The organism is Planococcus beigongshangi, assembly GCF_016820495.1.
GTDB lineage: Bacteria > Bacillota > Bacilli > Bacillales_A > Planococcaceae > Planococcus > Planococcus beigongshangi.
The window spans coordinates 542,179-558,842 of record NZ_JADHDU010000003.1 but is presented as its reverse complement, the minus strand read 5'-3'; the positions used below and the strand labels follow the sequence as shown (position 1 = coordinate 558,842).

Annotated in this window: 13 protein-coding genes; 3 read left to right on the top strand and 10 right to left on the bottom strand. The window is 46.1% G+C overall.

Features of this window, described 5'->3' with window-relative positions; all coding sequences use genetic code 11:
• Positions 1 to 84: 84 nt before the first annotated feature.
• Both IQ294_RS09885 and IQ294_RS09880 read right to left on the bottom strand, forming a co-directional pair.
• On the bottom strand, positions 85 to 1,449 hold the full coding sequence (locus IQ294_RS09885; protein WP_203333864.1) for a murein hydrolase activator EnvC family protein: 1,365 nt from the start codon (positions 1,447 to 1,449) through the stop codon (positions 85 to 87).
• A gap of 433 nt (positions 1,450 to 1,882) precedes the next feature.
• Positions 1,883 to 3,328 carry an alpha-amylase family glycosyl hydrolase gene (locus tag IQ294_RS09880; RefSeq protein WP_203333863.1) on the bottom strand — a complete coding sequence of 482 codons (1,446 nt, stop codon included), beginning with the start codon at positions 3,326 to 3,328 and terminating at the stop codon, positions 1,883 to 1,885.
• Between the two features lie 366 nt (positions 3,329 to 3,694).
• Between IQ294_RS09880 and IQ294_RS09875 the strand changes: the two genes are divergently transcribed.
• Positions 3,695 to 3,901 (top strand): hypothetical protein, encoded by a 207-nt coding sequence (locus IQ294_RS09875; RefSeq protein WP_203333862.1) that lies wholly within the window; start codon positions 3,695 to 3,697, stop codon positions 3,899 to 3,901.
• A gap of 90 nt (positions 3,902 to 3,991) precedes the next feature.
• Here the strand turns inward: IQ294_RS09875 and IQ294_RS09870 are convergent, their stop codons facing one another.
• The 8 genes from IQ294_RS09870 to lepB all read right to left on the bottom strand — a co-directional run bounded on the left by IQ294_RS09870 (position 3,992) and on the right by lepB (position 14,197).
• Entirely contained in the window at positions 3,992 to 4,936 is a 945-nt protein-coding gene (locus IQ294_RS09870; protein WP_203333861.1) for a cation diffusion facilitator family transporter, read from the bottom strand.
• Positions 4,937 to 5,029: 93 nt separating this feature from the next.
• Complete coding sequence (locus tag IQ294_RS09865; protein ID WP_238942735.1) at positions 5,030 to 5,878, bottom strand: cation diffusion facilitator family transporter; 849 nt, start codon at positions 5,876 to 5,878, stop codon at positions 5,030 to 5,032.
• Between the two features lie 602 nt (positions 5,879 to 6,480).
• Positions 6,481 to 7,995 (bottom strand): histidine ammonia-lyase, encoded by a 1,515-nt coding sequence (hutH, locus tag IQ294_RS09860; protein WP_203333860.1) that lies wholly within the window; start codon positions 7,993 to 7,995, stop codon positions 6,481 to 6,483.
• 170 nt (positions 7,996 to 8,165) lie between these two features.
• On the bottom strand, positions 8,166 to 9,101 hold the full coding sequence (locus IQ294_RS09855) for an agmatinase family protein (RefSeq protein ID WP_203333859.1): 936 nt from the start codon (positions 9,099 to 9,101) through the stop codon (positions 8,166 to 8,168).
• The gene (hutI, locus tag IQ294_RS09850) at positions 9,098 to 10,345 is read right to left on the bottom strand and encodes an imidazolonepropionase (protein ID WP_203333858.1); all 1,248 of its coding nucleotides are present in this window, start codon (positions 10,343 to 10,345) and stop codon (positions 9,098 to 9,100) included. The genes IQ294_RS09855 and hutI overlap by 4 nt, the downstream gene beginning before the upstream one ends.
• Entirely contained in the window at positions 10,338 to 12,020 is a 1,683-nt protein-coding gene (gene hutU / locus IQ294_RS09845) for a urocanate hydratase (RefSeq protein WP_203333857.1), read from the bottom strand. The genes hutI and hutU overlap by 8 nt, the downstream gene beginning before the upstream one ends.
• A 199-nt stretch (positions 12,021 to 12,219) precedes the next feature.
• Complete coding sequence (locus IQ294_RS16450) at positions 12,220 to 13,638, bottom strand: helix-turn-helix domain-containing protein (protein WP_203333856.1); 1,419 nt, start codon at positions 13,636 to 13,638, stop codon at positions 12,220 to 12,222.
• 25 nt (positions 13,639 to 13,663) lie between these two features.
• Positions 13,664 to 14,197, bottom strand: coding sequence for a signal peptidase I (gene lepB, locus IQ294_RS09835; RefSeq protein ID WP_238942734.1), 534 nt, complete (start codon positions 14,195 to 14,197; stop codon positions 13,664 to 13,666).
• A 359-nt stretch (positions 14,198 to 14,556) separates the two neighbouring features.
• On the opposite strand from lepB, the gene IQ294_RS09830 reads away from it, so the two are divergent.
• Both IQ294_RS09830 and IQ294_RS09825 read left to right on the top strand, forming a co-directional pair.
• The gene (locus IQ294_RS09830; protein ID WP_203333855.1) at positions 14,557 to 15,468 is read left to right on the top strand and encodes an acetamidase/formamidase family protein; all 912 of its coding nucleotides are present in this window, start codon (positions 14,557 to 14,559) and stop codon (positions 15,466 to 15,468) included.
• A gap of 78 nt (positions 15,469 to 15,546) precedes the next feature.
• Complete coding sequence (locus tag IQ294_RS09825) at positions 15,547 to 16,566, top strand: YecA family protein (protein ID WP_203333854.1); 1,020 nt, start codon at positions 15,547 to 15,549, stop codon at positions 16,564 to 16,566.
• Positions 16,567 to 16,664 lie beyond the last annotated feature (98 nt).

Genomic DNA, 16,664 nt, shown 5'->3' with positions numbered 1-16,664 from the left:
TTCAATATCCAAACAGTTTCTTATTTTCATTTAGTCGATTAAAATTAAAAGCCGACACCTCGAAGGTTGCCGACTTTTTATGAATTATCCACCGATGTAATTGAAAGGATTTACAGCATTTGAACGTGCGCCGTTCCACGAGCCAATATGGATTTCGAAATGTAGATGCGGACCTGTAGAACGCCCTGTGTTTCCGGATGCCGCAACTTTTTGTCCTTGAGAAACGGATTGTCCTTGAGAAACACTGACGGAACTCAAGTGTGCATAAACAGTTGTAAACGTTTGGCCATTGATCGAATGGGTCAGCATGACGACATTTCCGTATGTTCCCATTGGTCCTGCATACGATACGTAACCTGAAGCAGATGCAGAGACTTGCGTTCCGGTTGGAACCGCAGCATCGATGCCTTTATGGCTCTCCAGACCAGCTCCGATATCCCGTCCGCCAAAGCTTGAAGTCAAGCGACCATTAATTGGTGCAATGAACCCAGAATTACTCGCCGGTGCTGTATAAGAAGCTACAGCCGAGCTTGTTGACTTTTGTGGAGTTGATTTTTGAGAAGTTGATTTTTGGCTTGCCGCCTTTTCACTGGCCGCTTTTTGTGCAGCTGCCGCTCTTTCTGCCGCTAACTTGCGTTGTCGCTCTTCTTCTGCTTTTTTGGCTAATTCAGCCAGACGCGCCTGCTCTTTGCCAATCTCTTTTTCCAATTCTGCACTGATATCTACAGTTTCGGCCTGTTCACTTTCCAGATTTGTTTTTTCTTTAGCCAAACGGGTTTGTTCAGCTTCTAACTCTTTTTGCAGACCCGCCTGCTCTTTCTTCTGGCCATCAAGAGATTCTTTTAATGTCACAAGTTCTGTCCGGCGCTTTTCTTGTTCAGCAAGCTTGGTTTCAACTTCCGCCTTTTGTTCCGCTAGAAGTTGCTTATCTTCCGCCTGTTCTTTCATAATTTCCCGATCTGCTTCTATTAAAGTACTAACCGCTGAAAAGCGATCAATAAAATCAATAAAACTGTTGGCGCCCAATAAAACGTCAATGTAGTCAACGGATCCACCGCTCAATTGGATGGCACGCGCACGGTCCTGCAGCAATTCTGTCCGCTCAGCAATCTTGCGTTCCAGTTCCTCAATGGAACCTTTCAATTCCTCGATTTCCACTTTCGTTTGGTCGATATCAGCTTGTACGCTGTTCATTTTAGCTTCTGTCTCTTGTATTTTAGTATTCAGCTCTGTGATTTTAGTCATGATTTTTTCCAGTTCAGACTGATTTATACTGATTTCATTCGATTTTTCCTGAATACCGGAATTCAATTCACTTTGTCTTTGTTCAATTTCCTGTTTCTTTTGTTCAAGTTCAGTCAGTTTGTCTGCATTCGCTGTCGGGACTAAAATCGACAAAGCCAATACTGATGACAAACCCGTCAATATCATTTTTGATTTCAAGTTCATGTTCCCCTCTCAATTTGTATCTCTATCTCTCTATTTATATCTCTATTTCTCTATTTTCATACTTTAAAATAACAATTTTTTGCAATAAGGTTCGCTTGATTTGAATGCATTGTTAAATTTCAACTATTGTATTGTATCACTTGAAACGCATCGTTCTGTTACAATAACTTTACAGTTTGACTTTGTCACTGAAATTTTTTTGGCTATAATATCCATTTATATAAATATTTACTTGCCGATGCAGTTCCCTTCCGCCAAATCCTCTAGTTTCGTCTATTAGCCAGACATCACATTCCCCAAAATAAAAGCCCGAATATGCAGATGCATATCCAGGCTATGTTCTCCAGAAATGTTGGAGTGGGGACAATTTAATTGTTGACTAGTGTAGTTCTTGGCGATTAATAATTTTGTAGCAGCACATCTTTTCACTACCTCAAAGTTTTCTCTTCCCATTTGTTGACCTTTTCTTGCCTTTCCGCCATGCAAACCACAAGAAAATCATAAACGTAAAATACAAAACGATCAATGCAGCAATATAAGCTTTGTTTAAACCTCTTTGCTCAATTATAGTGAACGCTTCGCCGACTTCTCTATCCAATGTAATTTGATAATTGCCTTCATCATTTTCGCGGATAATGTCATTTTCAAATAATCCGCGCATCTCTTTCCCTGAGCCAATTACATTTGCTGGAATGGCGAAAGTTTTAGTGGAAGAAGAATTATTGATCGCAATTATCCAAGTGTCCTTTTCATCGGAACGCTTATAGACGAGCCACCCTTCTTTATCATACAATATCTCCATTTCACCTGTGCGGAGCGCTTCTGATTCGTTTCGAAGGGAAGTTAAGTTGGTAATATGATCAATTAATTCCTCCCCTACCCCCATATCTAAAATTGGGTGGGAATCCGGAGCCGCAGCTCCATTTACGGCAATTTCTGAACCGTACTGAACCACGGGGGTGCCCGGCATCGTCAATAATTGAAACATCAGTAAGTTCCATCTTGTTGGGGGGAACCCTCTTTCTTCAATTACATCAGATGTAAAACGGGAACTTAGCAGGGAATCCACTTGAGTCAGATTGCCCTTCGCCTGCTCCCAATAGTCGGAAGGAACTTTTGAATCGGGATCAAAATTTTTATAGCTGTTCCGGAGTGCTTCTTCAATCCCTGGCATCATAACTGCATCCATCCCGGAGACAGAATCCATCGCAACGTCACTCAATATATACATATCCCGAAGATCTTTCATGCTTTTTGAGAAGCGTTCGATAAAAGCGGGATCCAATTTATCAGCCGTCTGCAACCGAATTCCATCCACCTCAAATTCAGTGACAAACGAGCTGAAACGCTCAATCAACTGATCTTGTACTTCCCGAATGCTGGTATTGAGCGCAACCGTTCCATCTTCATTTTCAGTGAACCATTCAGGGTTACTTGCCCTCCATAAATGATTCTTGCTGATTTTTTGAGTGGGGAGATCGATAATTATTTTCATGTCCAGTTCATGTGCTTTTGCAATTACTTCCTGCCATTCTTCCTCTGTTCCAAAACTTGGTTCAAGCTGCTCGTAGTCCAACACTTCTTTTCCGTCATAAGTCGCACTGGAGAATATAGAGCCGACTGAGAGCGCTGTAAAACCCATGTCTTTGATATACTGCATTTCACTGCTGAGACCTGCGAAGTCCCCGCCATTAAATGCAGTGGGATCCACAGAATTCACCTTACTATCATTTTGGATTACTTTATTAAAATAACGGTCGACCAGCAGATCGTATATTATTTCTTCTTGTAAAGATTGTTTTTCTGCAGCCATGTTTGGGGTAACCAAAAAAATGGATAATAATCCAGTTAACACAGCTGAAATCAATTTCAGTTTCACTTCGGCTTCCTCCTTCAGAATGCCGAATTCCATTCCTGCATTCGGTTCAGTTTATCAGAATCATTGCTTTACTTCTATGCGACCTCGCATCAATTCGGGAATCTGTCGCAAATTTCCAACGATATTGTGAATGCCGAACAATAAAACCTGCCGATTTAATAAAAACAAACTCTAACAAGAATTAATTAACTTTTTCTTTCTTTAAAAAGACATAAAAGTTGGTTGATTTTCAATTTCTGTAGATTAAAGTTAAGTAGTATGCAGAGCGAAAGCACCCATGAAACTATAGGTGGCTGTTTATTACTGTAGCAGTACTTGCGCAATACTAACTACACAACCAATCGCTTAAAATGAGGGGAGAACCACATGAATCAAAAGAAGAAAGTACTGAAGGATAATGCTTCAATTTATGGATTCATTTTTTATTTTGCAGCGTTGCTGCTTTGGGCTATTTACGATTTCTTCGTTAATGACACAATCGGTTTGCAATTGCCAATCCTGTTCATTGGCTTTGCGCTTTTTTTATGGACGAAGTTTTTCTACCAGCAAAAAAAAGCGAAAGAATCATCTTGAATTTGCATTCCTAAAATATTATAAATTAAAAGAAGAGGAACGGATTTTCCGTTCCTCTTCTTCGTTATGGCAGGATTTATCTGCATCAGACTAGTGATGATTGCGATCAGCACTGTTTGTTTCTGAATTGGCTTGGCACGTAATGGATTCTTTATGTGGATGTTCCGCGGTTTCAAGCTGCACTGTGACATGTCCGATCATATGGGCAGCCATAGTTTTTTCAATTTCCCTTAGGATGAGTTGACTTTCTTCAAACGAAATTCCTTTTACAATGACCACATGCCCTGACAATGCATTCTGCCCGCTGGTAATACTCCATATATGCAAATCGTGTATATTTATTACACCTGGAATGTTTTCAATAGTTGCAGTCACTTCATCGATATGCACATTCTTTGGTGTCCCTTCCATTAATACATGAACGGCTTCTTTTGTAACACGCCAGCCGCTGATTAATACGAGTACTGCTACTACTACACTCGCTAATGGATCTGCCCATGCCCAGCCAAAGAACATAATAAGGAGCGCGGCTGTGACGGCGCCGACAGATCCAAGTAAATCGCTCATGACATGAAGGAACGCAGCCCGAAGGTTTAAATTATCTTTGGTATCGCCACCCCGCATCAGGATCCACGCAACCAAAATGTTCACCAGTAACCCGATAACCGCAATAATTAACATGCCCGTTGTCGCAACTTCTGGCGGATCGGAAAACCGGTGATAAGCCTCATAAAAAATATAAAGGGATACCAAAACAAGTGTGACACCATTAAAGACAGCAGCCAATATTTCAAATCGCTTATACCCATAGGTTTTGAATTGATCCGCTGCCTTTTCGCCGATTGTAAAAGCCAGTATACCAATTCCCAACGAAATGGAATCACTTAACATATGTCCTGCATCAGCAATCAATGCCAGACTATTCGTCAGAAAGCCTCCGATCGCCTCTACAAACATATAGATTGTAATAATTACAAAAGAAATCAATAATGCTTTTTTATTACTGCCATGAGAATGGCCATGTTCACTTCCCAACTGCAACGCCTCCTTTTTGAAAGTCTGATTAAAACAACCAATTAGTAATCTATAGTTCCGTACTAAAAATCACACGCATTAAAAGGAAGGTTTTTAACGGTCTTTCCATTCCAGTTCAATGGCAGAATGGGCAATTTTTAGGTCAGAAGTGACCTTTCTTACTTTTTCTTTTATAACGTTTGAATCCGCAAGGCTATCTCCCTCGACAGAAAGATGTAGATTCAATGCATTCTCTTCTCCATCGATCGACCAAATGTTTAAATCCCCGACAGACAATACCCCTGGAATTTTCTCGATTTTCGTCTGTATTTCATTTATATCAATTCCTTCTGGTACGCCTTCTAACAGAATTTTCATGGTTTTAGTAAGATTACGCACAACATTCACCAAAATAAACAGTGCAATTGCAAGGGATAAAATCGGATCGAGGATGTGGATATCCTTGAAAAGCAGAACAATGCCGACAATCAGCACTGCCACCCATCCTAAAACATCTTCGAGCATATGCCAGGATAGGACTCCTTCATTTACTGATTTTCCTTTATGTAACTTGAAAGCTGCATAACCATTTAAAAGAACACCTACAATGGCAAACCAAATCATCCCTTGGGCATTGGAATGTTCCGGATTAAACAGCAAAGGGATGGCTTGAGTAAAAATATAAATAGAGCCAGCAATCAAAACAGCTGCATTAATTAATGCGCCCAAAAGAGAAAAACGTTTATAACCGAACGAAAACTTCTCATCCCCTTCTTTATTTGAAAATTTTTGTAGAAACCAGGAAATCCCTAAAGCAATGGCATCTCCTAAATCATGAATGGCATCAGACATGATTGCGACGCTGTTAATTAAAAAGCCCCCAATGAGTTCGCCTATTGAAAATAGAAGGTTGATCACGAAAGCCAACTTAATATTCTTGGTGGATTTATGAGCTTTTGCCATAATACATCCCTCTCCTGTTTCAGTTTTGATTTTAGAAAAACTACACGGATTCTAAATACACAACAGAAGCATCTGTCTATTTTGCTAACGTTCTTTCTGTCCTTTAGTCGTCTATTCCCTGGAAACGTCATAATATGCACAGCAGTTGAAGGAACCACGCAAAAAGCATTGCGCAAAATGGCGATGAACTAATAGACGGACAGTGAAGATATGTTAAATACAGTTTCTTATATTAAGTGAGCTCTTTAAAAAGCGTTCGTAAAAGTACACTTTTACGAACAGTTTAAAAACAACTGAAAATGACCAAAAATAGCGTTCGTAAACGTGTCAAATGACTTTACGAACGTTCACCGTCAAGCATACACGTTTACGAACGCTTTTCACCTATGATTTAATAGGACAATCTTTTTCAACAAGTGAAAAATGGGTCACCATTAATTTGCTGCTCATGGTAAGCACCTATAATTAAAATTATTTTAAGCCGACCAGAAATGATTTGGGCAAACTAAAAGCGCTGCAATATACAGCGCTTTTTCATATTTCATTCGTAAAACAGCGAATTCAATGAGCTTGAAAGTATTTAGAATGCGCAGGTTGTCTTTTCAGGAAACAACACTTTTTTTAACTCCGAGATAAGCCTCTTCGAAAAGGAATGCCGCAATCCGTTCGATGTCCGGGCTGAACACACGATCTTCATCGATTGGCCCCGCTACATTGCGGATTGCTGTCAAACGTTCGGCCGTTCTCGGCGACATTCTTTCCGCTCCGCGGTATTCAACGGCCTGCGCCGCACAGAATGCTTCAATGGCCAATACGCGGCGGGCATTTTCTGTAATATCGCGCGCATGGCGTGAACCGATCGTCCCCATGCTGACGTGGTCTTCCTGATTGGCGGAAGATGGAATCGAATCGACCGATGCCGGATGAGCCAGGGTTTTATTTTCTGAGACAAGGCTTGCCGCTGCATATTGCAGAATCATCGCTCCCGACTGAAGACCCGGTTCCGGGCTGAGGAAAGGCGGCAGCCCTTCGTTCAACGCCGGATTGACGAGGCGCTCAATGCGGCGCTCCGAGATATTGGCCAGTTCAGCAACTGCAACTTTTAGAAAATCCATCGCAAACGCGATCGGCTGTCCGTGGAAATTCCCTCCGGAAATAACGACATCGCCATTTTCAAAGATCAGTGGATTATCAGTTGCTGCGTTCATTTCGATTTCAAGCTTTTCTTTTACATAAGCAAGCGTTTGCCAGCTGGCGCCGTGAACCTGTGGAATACAGCGCAGCGAATAGGCGTCCTGGACGCGTTTCTCTCCCTGCACTGTGGACAGACGGCTGCCGTCGAGCCACCAGCGCATGCGTTCTGCCACCGCCATCTGCTCTTTATAACCACGCGCTTCGTGGACTGCCGGATGAAAAGCATCCATGACTCCAAACAGCGATTCGAAAGTCATTGCCGCAATCCATTCGCTTTGCAATGCCAAAGTTTCTGCTTCTATATAAGTGACTGCGCCTTGTGCCGTCATCGTCTGTGTGCCGTTGATCAGCGCAAGCCCTTCTTTCGCCGCCAGTTCGACGGGATCCAGGCCAAATTGCTGCCATACAGATGAAGCATTCACAGCCTCACCGTCTTTCCAGTATTCGCCTTCTCCGATCAGTACAAGCGCCAAATGGGAAAGCGGCGCAAGGTCACCTGAAGCGCCAAGCGAACCCTGCTGCGGAATGACCGGATGAATCTTTTCGTTGACCATCATCGCCAGCCGTTCTGCGACGAGCGGACGAATTCCAGAGAACCCTTTCAATAACGCATTAAGGCGCAGCACGACCATCGCACGTGAAACGGATTCCGAAAACGGTTTGCCGATTCCGCAGGCATGCGAGCGGATCAGATGAAGCTGCAGCGGATTCACGTCTTCTTCAGCAATGCTGACGTCACTGAATTTGCCGAATCCCGTGTTAATGCCGTACACTGTCTTTTTCTCCGCTACGATCCGTTCGACAGCTGCTCTGCTGTTGCGGACACGTTCCATGGCACCTGCGTCCAGTTCAATGGCTTCGCCTTCAAATAAAATTCTTCTTAATTGTTCAATCGTTAAATCGTTCCCTGTCAAAGTAATCATGATACTTCCCATCCCTTCGAAAAAAGATGCGATAGCAGCCGCCATCGCATCTTGAGTTACCCTCAGTATAAATTTCATTAACCTAAATCTCAAGGATTAATTACCATATTTTAACAAGATACAGCGGTAACGCGTTAGCATACTAAAGGATGAGGTAGGCGATCTGCTGTTTATGTTCTCATTGCTACCCCTGTCATCCATTGCAGCCACGCATACACCCCTGTTTTGACTGTGGCTGACACATGATCATCTTTTTGCGGATCCAGGCAGACAAAATCGATATGCCGAACTTTCTCCGATTTGCCTATTTCCAATAAAGCCTCGAACAATTCTTCCGATTTCATGCCGCCCGGTGTCGAAGCCGGGACGCCGGGAGCGACAGCAATGTCCAAAACGTCCATATCGATTGTGGCGTATATGCGATCGACATCACCAAGTGCCTGGATGGCTTCCTGGATGGTTTCAGTGAGGCCTTTTTTTCTTGTCTGACGCATCGTCACCATTTGGATGCCTTTTTCATCCGCATAATCCACCAGCTCTTTCGTATTGAAATAGCCATGGAGGCCAATGTTCACGACATCTTCCCCGCGGACCGTATCTCCATCTATCAGCTGGCGGATCGGCGTGCCGTTTGCCGGACCCAATTCTTTCGGGTCCCGGACATCAAGATGGGTATCGAGCTGCAGGATGCCGATCCGTTCATAGGGAAATGCTTTCTTAAAACCTCTCACTGCACAGGCGGTCGTCGAATGGTCGCCCCCGATCATGCAGGTCAGTTTGCCGTTCGCGAGACTTTCTGCCGTGTCTTCAATGCGGCGGTGCGACTCTTTGATGTTCGTCGTATGCATGGCGACGTCACCTGCATCCCGTACAGAAACCTTCGTCAGATCGATTCGTTCATCCAGGTTATACGCGGCGAAACCTTTCCACATTTTCCGGAACGCTTCCGGGTATTCGGAAGCCGCAGAAGCGGAAATAGAGGAACGGGACAGCGGCGCGCCAAACAGAATGACGTCCGCTTCCCCTTCCTGTTTCACCCAATGATGCACATGCGTTACCCGCTCCGCAGGCTGCCAGCTCCATTCCGGTTTCTTCAGATAAATCATCCAACCACCCTCTCACCGTTTTTCCAGACACGCTGCACATGATTCACGCCGAATAAATACTGAAGTTCCTGATAGGATTTCACTTTCCATAAAACGATATCCGCCTGTTTTCCGACTTCAATCGATCCTGCACGGTCTTCGCGTTTGATGGCGCAGGCAGCATTATAAGTGGCGGCCACCAGGGCTTCCGCCGGTGTCAGGCGCATTGAAATGCAGGCCAGGTTCATGACGAGCGGCATGGAAACAGTCGGCGATGAACCGGGATTGCAGTCGGTTGAAATCGCGACAGCCACTCCCGAATCGATCATTTTGCGGCCTTGCGCTGCGTCTTCCCGAAGGTAAAGGGCCGTCGCCGGCAGCAGACAGGCAATGACGCCCGCAGCTGCCATCGCTTTGATGCCTTCGTCGGATGCTTTCAGTAAATGCTCGGCTGAAATGGCGCCGACTTTCGCAGCCAGTTCCGCTCCGCCATAGGAGACAATTTCATCAGCGTGGATTTTCGGAGTCAGGCCATATTTTTTACCGGCTTCCAAAATGCGCTCGGACTGTTCCGGCGTGTAAACATTTTTTTCGCAGAATACGTCATTGAATTCAGCGAGTTCCGCCGCTTCCGGCAGCATCGTTTCTATTAAATAATCGACAAATTCGTCTTCTTTCCCTTTATATTCGGAAGGTACCGCATGCGCGCCCATGAACGTCGGAACAAGATCGATCGGGTGTTCTGCGTTCAACCGTTGCATGACTTTCAATTGCTTCAATTCAGTTTCCAGGTTCATGCCATAGCCGCTTTTGCCTTCGACTGTCGTGACGCCATGTTCGAGGAAAGAATCGAGCCGTTTCGTCGTCTGTTCAACAAGTTCCTCTTCCGTCGCTTCACGCGTCATGCGCATCGTGGCATGGATTCCACCGCCTGCATTCATGATATCCATATAGGAAGTTCCCTGAAGGCGTTTTTCGAATTCACCTTCACGGCTGCCCCCATAAGCGACGTGTGTATGCGGATCGACCAGCCCGGGTGTCACGAGTTGCCCGCCTGCATCGATGACTTCCGCTTCAGCTGCACGGTCTGCAAATTGCTGCTCCAGTTCCGTCGTCGTGCCGACCGCTTTGATCCTGCCGTCTTCCAGCCAGACGCTGCCGTCTTCGATCAAGCCGAGTTCGCTCATCGCTTCTTTTGACCTCGGTCCATTTTGTCCTTTTATCGTCGCTAACTGTGCATGTTTGATCCAAACCGCTTTAACCATTTTTCTGGTTTCCACCTTTCATCATCGGAATATTGACGCCTTTTTCACGTGCTGTTTTTTCAGCAATGTCATAGCCGGCATCCACGTGGCGCGCTACGCCCATTCCCGGATCTGTCGTCAATACTCTTTCCAAACGCGCTTCGGCATCTTTCGTGCCATCCGCAACTATGACCATACCGGAGTGTATCGAATACCCCATCCCGACTCCGCCGCCGTGGTGAAGTGATACCCACGTCGCGCCGCCCACTGCATTGACCATCGCGTTCAAAATCGGCCAGTCAGCGACCACATCTGAACCATCCTTCATTGATTCTGTTTCACGGTTCGGTGAGGCAACTGAACCGGAATCCAGATGATCGCGGCCGATAACGATCGGTGCACTCAATTCGCCGCTCGCCACCATATCGTTGATGATTTTCCCGAACCTTGCACGCTCGCCGTATCCTAACCAGCAGATGCGGGCTGGCAGCCCCTGGAACTGGATCCGCTCCTGCGCCATTTTGATCCAATTGCAGAGATGTGTGTTGTAGCTGAATTCACGCAGGATCACTTCGTCCGTTTTACGGATATCTTCCGGATCACCGGATAACGCCACCCAGCGGAACGGACCTTTTCCTTCGCAGAATTGCGGACGGATATATGCAGGTACAAATCCCGGGAAATCGAAGGCATTTTCAACACCCTCATCTTTCGCGACCTGACGGATGTTATTGCCGTAATCGAATGTGATGGCGCCTTTTTCCTGCATGTCGAGCATAGCTTGTACGTGCTGCGCCATCGATGCTTTCGACAGTTTCATATACGCAGCCGGATCCGATTCGCGGAGAGATGCTGCATCTTCAAGTGACATTTTCGATGGGATATAGCCGTTCAGTGGATCATGTGCGGAAGTCTGGTCTGTCAGCACATCCGGTATAAAACCTCTTTCGAGCATTTCCGGCAGTACATCCGATGCATTGCCGAGCAACCCGATCGACACGGCACGCCCTTCCGCTTTCGCTTCTTCTGCGAGACGAATCGCTTCATCGAGCGAATCGGTTTTGATATCTGTATAGCGTGTAGCAATGCGCCGGTCGATTCTCGTCTCATCGACTTCAATGCCGATGCAGATGCCGCCCGCCATCGTAACTGCAAGTGGCTGCGCACCGCCCATGCCGCCAAGTCCCGCAGTCAGCGTAATCGTCCCTTTCAGCGATTCGCCGAAATGCTGTTTTGCAAGTTCTGCGAACGTTTCATATGTCCCTTGGACGATGCCCTGCGAACCGATATAGATCCAGCTTCCCGCAGTCATCTGCCCATACATCATCAACCCTTTTTTATCGAGTTCGTGGAACGTTTCCCAATTGGCATAGGCCGGCACGATATTCGAATTGGCAATCAACACCCGCGGCGCGTTTTCATGCGTTTTGAAAATAGCGACCGGCTTGCCCGATTGCACCATCAGCGTCTCATCATTTTCAAGTTCCTTCAGCGAACGGACGATGGCATCGAAACTTTCCCAGTTCCGTGCCGCTTTGCCGATTCCTCCGTATACAACCAGATCTTCCGGACGTTCTGCCACATCAGGATCCAAATTATTCATCAGCATCCGCAAAGCTGCTTCCTGCTGCCAGCCTTTCGTATTGAGTTTTGTGCCTCTGTATTGGATGACCTTTTGTTCTGAAACCGTTTTCATTTTCAAACTCCTCCTTTGTCTATATTTTCATTCTATAGGAAAAATTCTGTTATTTAGTTTTAATATATTTTATTTTTATCGCTTTGTTTCATTTTTTATCATAAAATTTAAAAATTTTTTAAATTATTTTATACTTATCATTTTTCTGCTGATTTTTTGATAAAATAAAAACGGCATCATCCGGGATGCCGTTCTTTTTCTATAGATGAAGTTTGCCTTGCCGGTATTGGGAAGGCGTCAGGTTTTCATGTTTTTTGTAGACGGAACTGAAATAGGACGCGGTGCCGAAACCGCTAAGCCGCGCCACTTCATCGAGAGGCACTTCCGTTTCCTTCATCAGCCGTTTGGCTTCACGGATCCGGAGCTGTATCAGCAATTCACTGAATTTCCGGCCATTCTGCTGCTGGAACCGGCGGCTAAGCGTGCTTTTACTCATCCCCAGCTGCTCCGCGCATGCTGCCAGATTCCAATTCGGATTCCAGTAATTCGCTTCCATCAGCGCGCGGACTTCCTCTGACATCGCCGATTCCCCGATTTCCGCTTTTTTAACGGCTGCCGACACTACGGTGACAATGAAGTTCAGCGTCGACTGGGCGATGCGGTAGACAACCGGATCTTTGACGATGATTTCGAAAACTTCATGATAGCTCTTTTCCCAGTGTCCATCCTCAAGATGGACGGATTTCATATAGCGGCGGGCCTGTGCCAGCACGCTGGTCAATCGCACACGGATCATTTCGGGATCAGGATAGGGACGGGAATAGGAAAGAAACTCATTTTGCATCCAGGCATGGATGGCAGCTGTATCTTTACTTTCAAGCATCTCGATCCATTGCCGCTGCTCCACCGGCGTCAAAAATGGATCGACCGGCAGCCACGCAATGGGTTCGTGTTCAATCACCGAAATATCATAGCCCTCGTAAAAAACCAGCGAAGTCATATCGCGGGTATCCTGATAATAATCCTTCAGTTTGTTCCGCCGGCGGGCATTGACGAAAATCGACAGGTCCTCTTTTATTTCCCGTTTCCATAATTCATGGAACATGCGGCTTTCTTCGATGCAGGCTTGCTCATCATTCGTCAGAAATGCGGCAAGAACGAAATCCGAGAAGGCGAAAATCTCCGCTCCTTTATGGAAAGGATATTGCTTCAGCTGTTTACTCAATAATGGATAATTTGTTTTATCCGGCAAGACGAAAGCCGCGAGAGTGATTGGCGGAGACAGCACATCCGCATCGAAGAAATCTTCGTATCTGAGGTATGCGGGCTCTTCACTTTTCTGCCCTGATTTTTCATTGCGGAGCTGGAAACGGATCTGCTGAAGCTGCTTCACCAACAGCAAAGGATCAAACGGCCGAAACAATAGATCGGCGGCTTTCCCCTTCAACGCCCGGTAAGCGGTCAAGAACGTCCGATCGGATGACAGGCCGATCCAAGGGACATTCCGCTGAGAAAAATCCTTTTCCAGCTCTTCATCCCATAATTCCATATCGACAATAAAACAGTCGGCGTCGCCCTCTTTGGAAAACGAGACCTCCACCCTGTTCAGATGTGATTCTGCAACCCATTTCAGCCCTTGTGCTTCCAGGTCATTTTGCGACATCACGACAATTTTCACAAAATCCCCCTCTTTCTCCCCAATGTTATTTCACCGGTCCGATATGCTCCAGCGGGGACAGCCTGAATTTCACTTCCCCCATCACCCGGTCTTTTTTGATAAACCCAAGTATCCGCGAATCTACGCTGTTCAACCGATTGTCACCCAGCACAAAATAATAGCCTGTAGGCACGGTCACGGCGGGAAAGTCAGCCGTCAGGAGCTGATAGCCCATCTGCTCGGCTGCCATCCTGTTTTCTTCGAGATACGGTTCTTCAGTTTCAACCCCGTTGATGTACAGACGGTCATCTTCCATTTTCACTACATCTCCCGGAATTCCGATTACACGTTTCAGGTAATTCTTTTCGTTATTCACCTCAAACACAATCATATCGAAGCGTTCGATTTTGCTTATTTTCATCAAAATGATCCGATCATTTTCTTCAAAAGTCGGCAGCATGGATTTGCCGTGGACTTCCACCGGCTCATAAATGAATTGGCGTGAAGCCAAAATGACGATCGCCCCTAAAATAATCATTTTCATCCAGGCGATCAGCACCTGGGAAGGTTCGTTAGGCAAGAAAACCGCCTCCTTAAGGAATAGTTAAGTTGAACTAATAATTTTCAATAACCGATATACCGTAAAACAGCTCCGAAGACATTAGCCGACGTTCGCGAGGCCGAGTCTTCGCTGTTTTGCTCCATATGTAAGAAATCCTTTTCCTACTGATGTGGTTACCGTAAGCTAACTCGGACCTTCGTCCGAGTGGGTGCTAAACCTGGCGCCGAAGCGATATTTCTTTTATTTCTTTAGTTCAAATTATATAGTTGTTTTTTATCATCATACTATACTGCCGATCCAGGTGCATCCGGACGCTTTGCCATTTAAACTCCCCCTTGCTACAATTGTTTAAATAGTATGAAAAGGAGTTGGAATCCATGCATGAATTGTCCACAAAAGATGTGATTTATTCATTTTCAAGAAAGAACTCTCCTGTCCTGCACGTGCAATCAGGCGATACCGTCCGCATCGAAACTTTCGACTGCTTCACAAACCAGATCCAGTCGGCGGACCAGGAAGTGTCAGCGATCGACTGGGACCGCATCAATCCGGCAACCGGCCCTGTTTATGTCGAAGGCGCAGTTTCCGGAGACTTGCTGAAAGTGACGATCGATAAACTGGAAATCGGAGATCAGGGTGTCATGGTGACCGGGCCGGACCTCGGTGTGATGGGACACCGGTTGGAGACGATGGAATCCAAAATCATTCCGATCGAAAACAATAAAGCCCTCTTCAATGAAAAATTGCATCTCCCGCTGAACCCGATGATCGGAGTTATCGGTGTAGCCCCTGAAGGTGAGCCCGTTTCCTGCGGAACACCGGGTGCCCACGGCGGAAATATGGATACGAAATTCATCGCTGAAGGCGCGACGCTGTATTTCCCGGTATTTGCGGAAGGCGCCTTGTTTGCGCTCGGCGATTTCCATGCTGCAATGGGGGACGGCGAAGTCAGCGTCTCCGGAATTGAAGTGCCGGGACGCGCCACCGTTACACTCGAAGTGATCAAAGGCTTCCATTCGAAGTTCCCGGTGCTCGTTAATAAGGAAGGCGCAGCCATTCTGGTTTCCGCCATGACCCTCGACGAAGCTGTGAAAACGGCAACTGAAGAAATGATCGATCTTTTACTGCCATTCACCGATCTCAGTGTCAGCGGAATGACCATGCTGATGAGCGCAGCCGGCGAAGCGCAAATCAGCCAGGTTGTCGATCCACTGGTGACTGCTCGCTTTTTTGTTCCGCAATATGTGTTGGACGCTCTTGGGATTCACTTATTCACGGAGAATGGATGAAAATGGCGTCAGAATCGTCGGACTTTTGAGCGAAACTGCCATGTATGGTACACTGAAGAAAAAATGTAGGTGATTAGAATGGTAGGAAGAAATGACCCATGCCCATGCGGCAGCGGAAAGAAATACAAGAAATGCCACGGAAAAGAACAAACTGTGTCGATTAATGACCTGGTGAACGATGAACTATTCAAAGTGCGCCAATTGTTCTTTTCAGAAAACCCGAACCAGGATAACATTGCGGAATTCCGCGAATTACAGCAGGAATGGCAGCCTCGTCTGATGCAGACGATGGCAGAAAACGATGCCCAAGCATTTGTCATCGAAAATTTCCTGTTCATGAAAAAACCTGAACTTTGGGAGCAGCACCTGAACAAGCAGATCGAAATCTCCCAGCGTCCGACCACTCAGGAAGTGCTGGAAGACTGGACGAACGTCAAGATCTTCGTCGGCCAGTATCTGAAAGGCGATGAAAGTTCCGCGCAGTTCAAAGATGCCTTCACAGGAGAAACATACACAATGGCAGATCAGCCTCCGACGGATATGGAAGATGGCCAGGGCCTCCTTGCCATTCTTTTACCGGATTCCCGTGCAGGAAAAGACGGCGCATTGTTCCTGAATGGCTATTTGACTATCGTGGGTGAATTCGCACCATTCTTTGAGCAGCTGAAAGCCGAGATGGCGAAAGCGAACGAAACTGACGGCGAACAATATGTACGTGACAATTATTTGGCAGTTGTTGAAAGCATCGTCAAGTATTCGACTGGCACAGTCGACGACAGCATCGAACTTTCTCCGGAACACCAATCCGTCATGGACGAATTACAGAAGCACATTAAAGATGCTGAAATGGATGAGGAAACTGTCGAAAACGTGACGAGTATCCTGAACAGCTATCTTGTAAGCCAGCAGCCAAGCGTCCAAAAGCCTGAAGCACTTGTCGGCGGTTACTGGAGATTCCTGCAGGACCACGAATTGATCAAAGGCCCAATGCTTGCACCGAAACAATTAAGCGAGAAATTCGACGTGTCTTCAAGCACAATCCTGAAACGCTCGAAGGAATTCGGCGCTTATTTCGAGGAATTGCTGGCGAAGAAATAAGGAAAGATGAAGACAAGGCTTTGCGACGAAGCTAGCGTTAGCGATGCAGCGCACTTTCATGTCCCGAAGCTAGCGCAGCGATGCAGGGACAGAGACAG

Bases quoted from the DNA above. Each gene is read 5' to 3' on its own strand.
- IQ294_RS09885 (WP_203333864.1), bottom strand. From the start codon at position 1,449: ATGAACTTGAAATCAAAAATGATATTGACGGGTTTGTCATCAGTATTG.
- IQ294_RS09875 (WP_203333862.1), top strand. From the start codon at position 3,695: ATGAATCAAAAGAAGAAAGTACTGAAGGATAATGCTTCAATTTATGGA.
- IQ294_RS09865 (WP_238942735.1), bottom strand. From the start codon at position 5,878: ATGGCAAAAGCTCATAAATCCACCAAGAATATTAAGTTGGCTTTCGTG.
- hutH (WP_203333860.1), bottom strand. From the start codon at position 7,995: ATGATTACTTTGACAGGGAACGATTTAACGATTGAACAATTAAGAAGA.
- IQ294_RS09855 (WP_203333859.1), bottom strand. From the start codon at position 9,101: ATGATTTATCTGAAGAAACCGGAATGGAGCTGGCAGCCTGCGGAGCGG.
- hutI (WP_203333858.1), bottom strand. From the start codon at position 10,345: ATGGTTAAAGCGGTTTGGATCAAACATGCACAGTTAGCGACGATAAAA.
- hutU (WP_203333857.1), bottom strand. From the start codon at position 12,020: ATGAAAACGGTTTCAGAACAAAAGGTCATCCAATACAGAGGCACAAAA.
- IQ294_RS09830 (WP_203333855.1), top strand. From the start codon at position 14,557: ATGCATGAATTGTCCACAAAAGATGTGATTTATTCATTTTCAAGAAAG.
- IQ294_RS09825 (WP_203333854.1), top strand. From the start codon at position 15,547: ATGGTAGGAAGAAATGACCCATGCCCATGCGGCAGCGGAAAGAAATAC.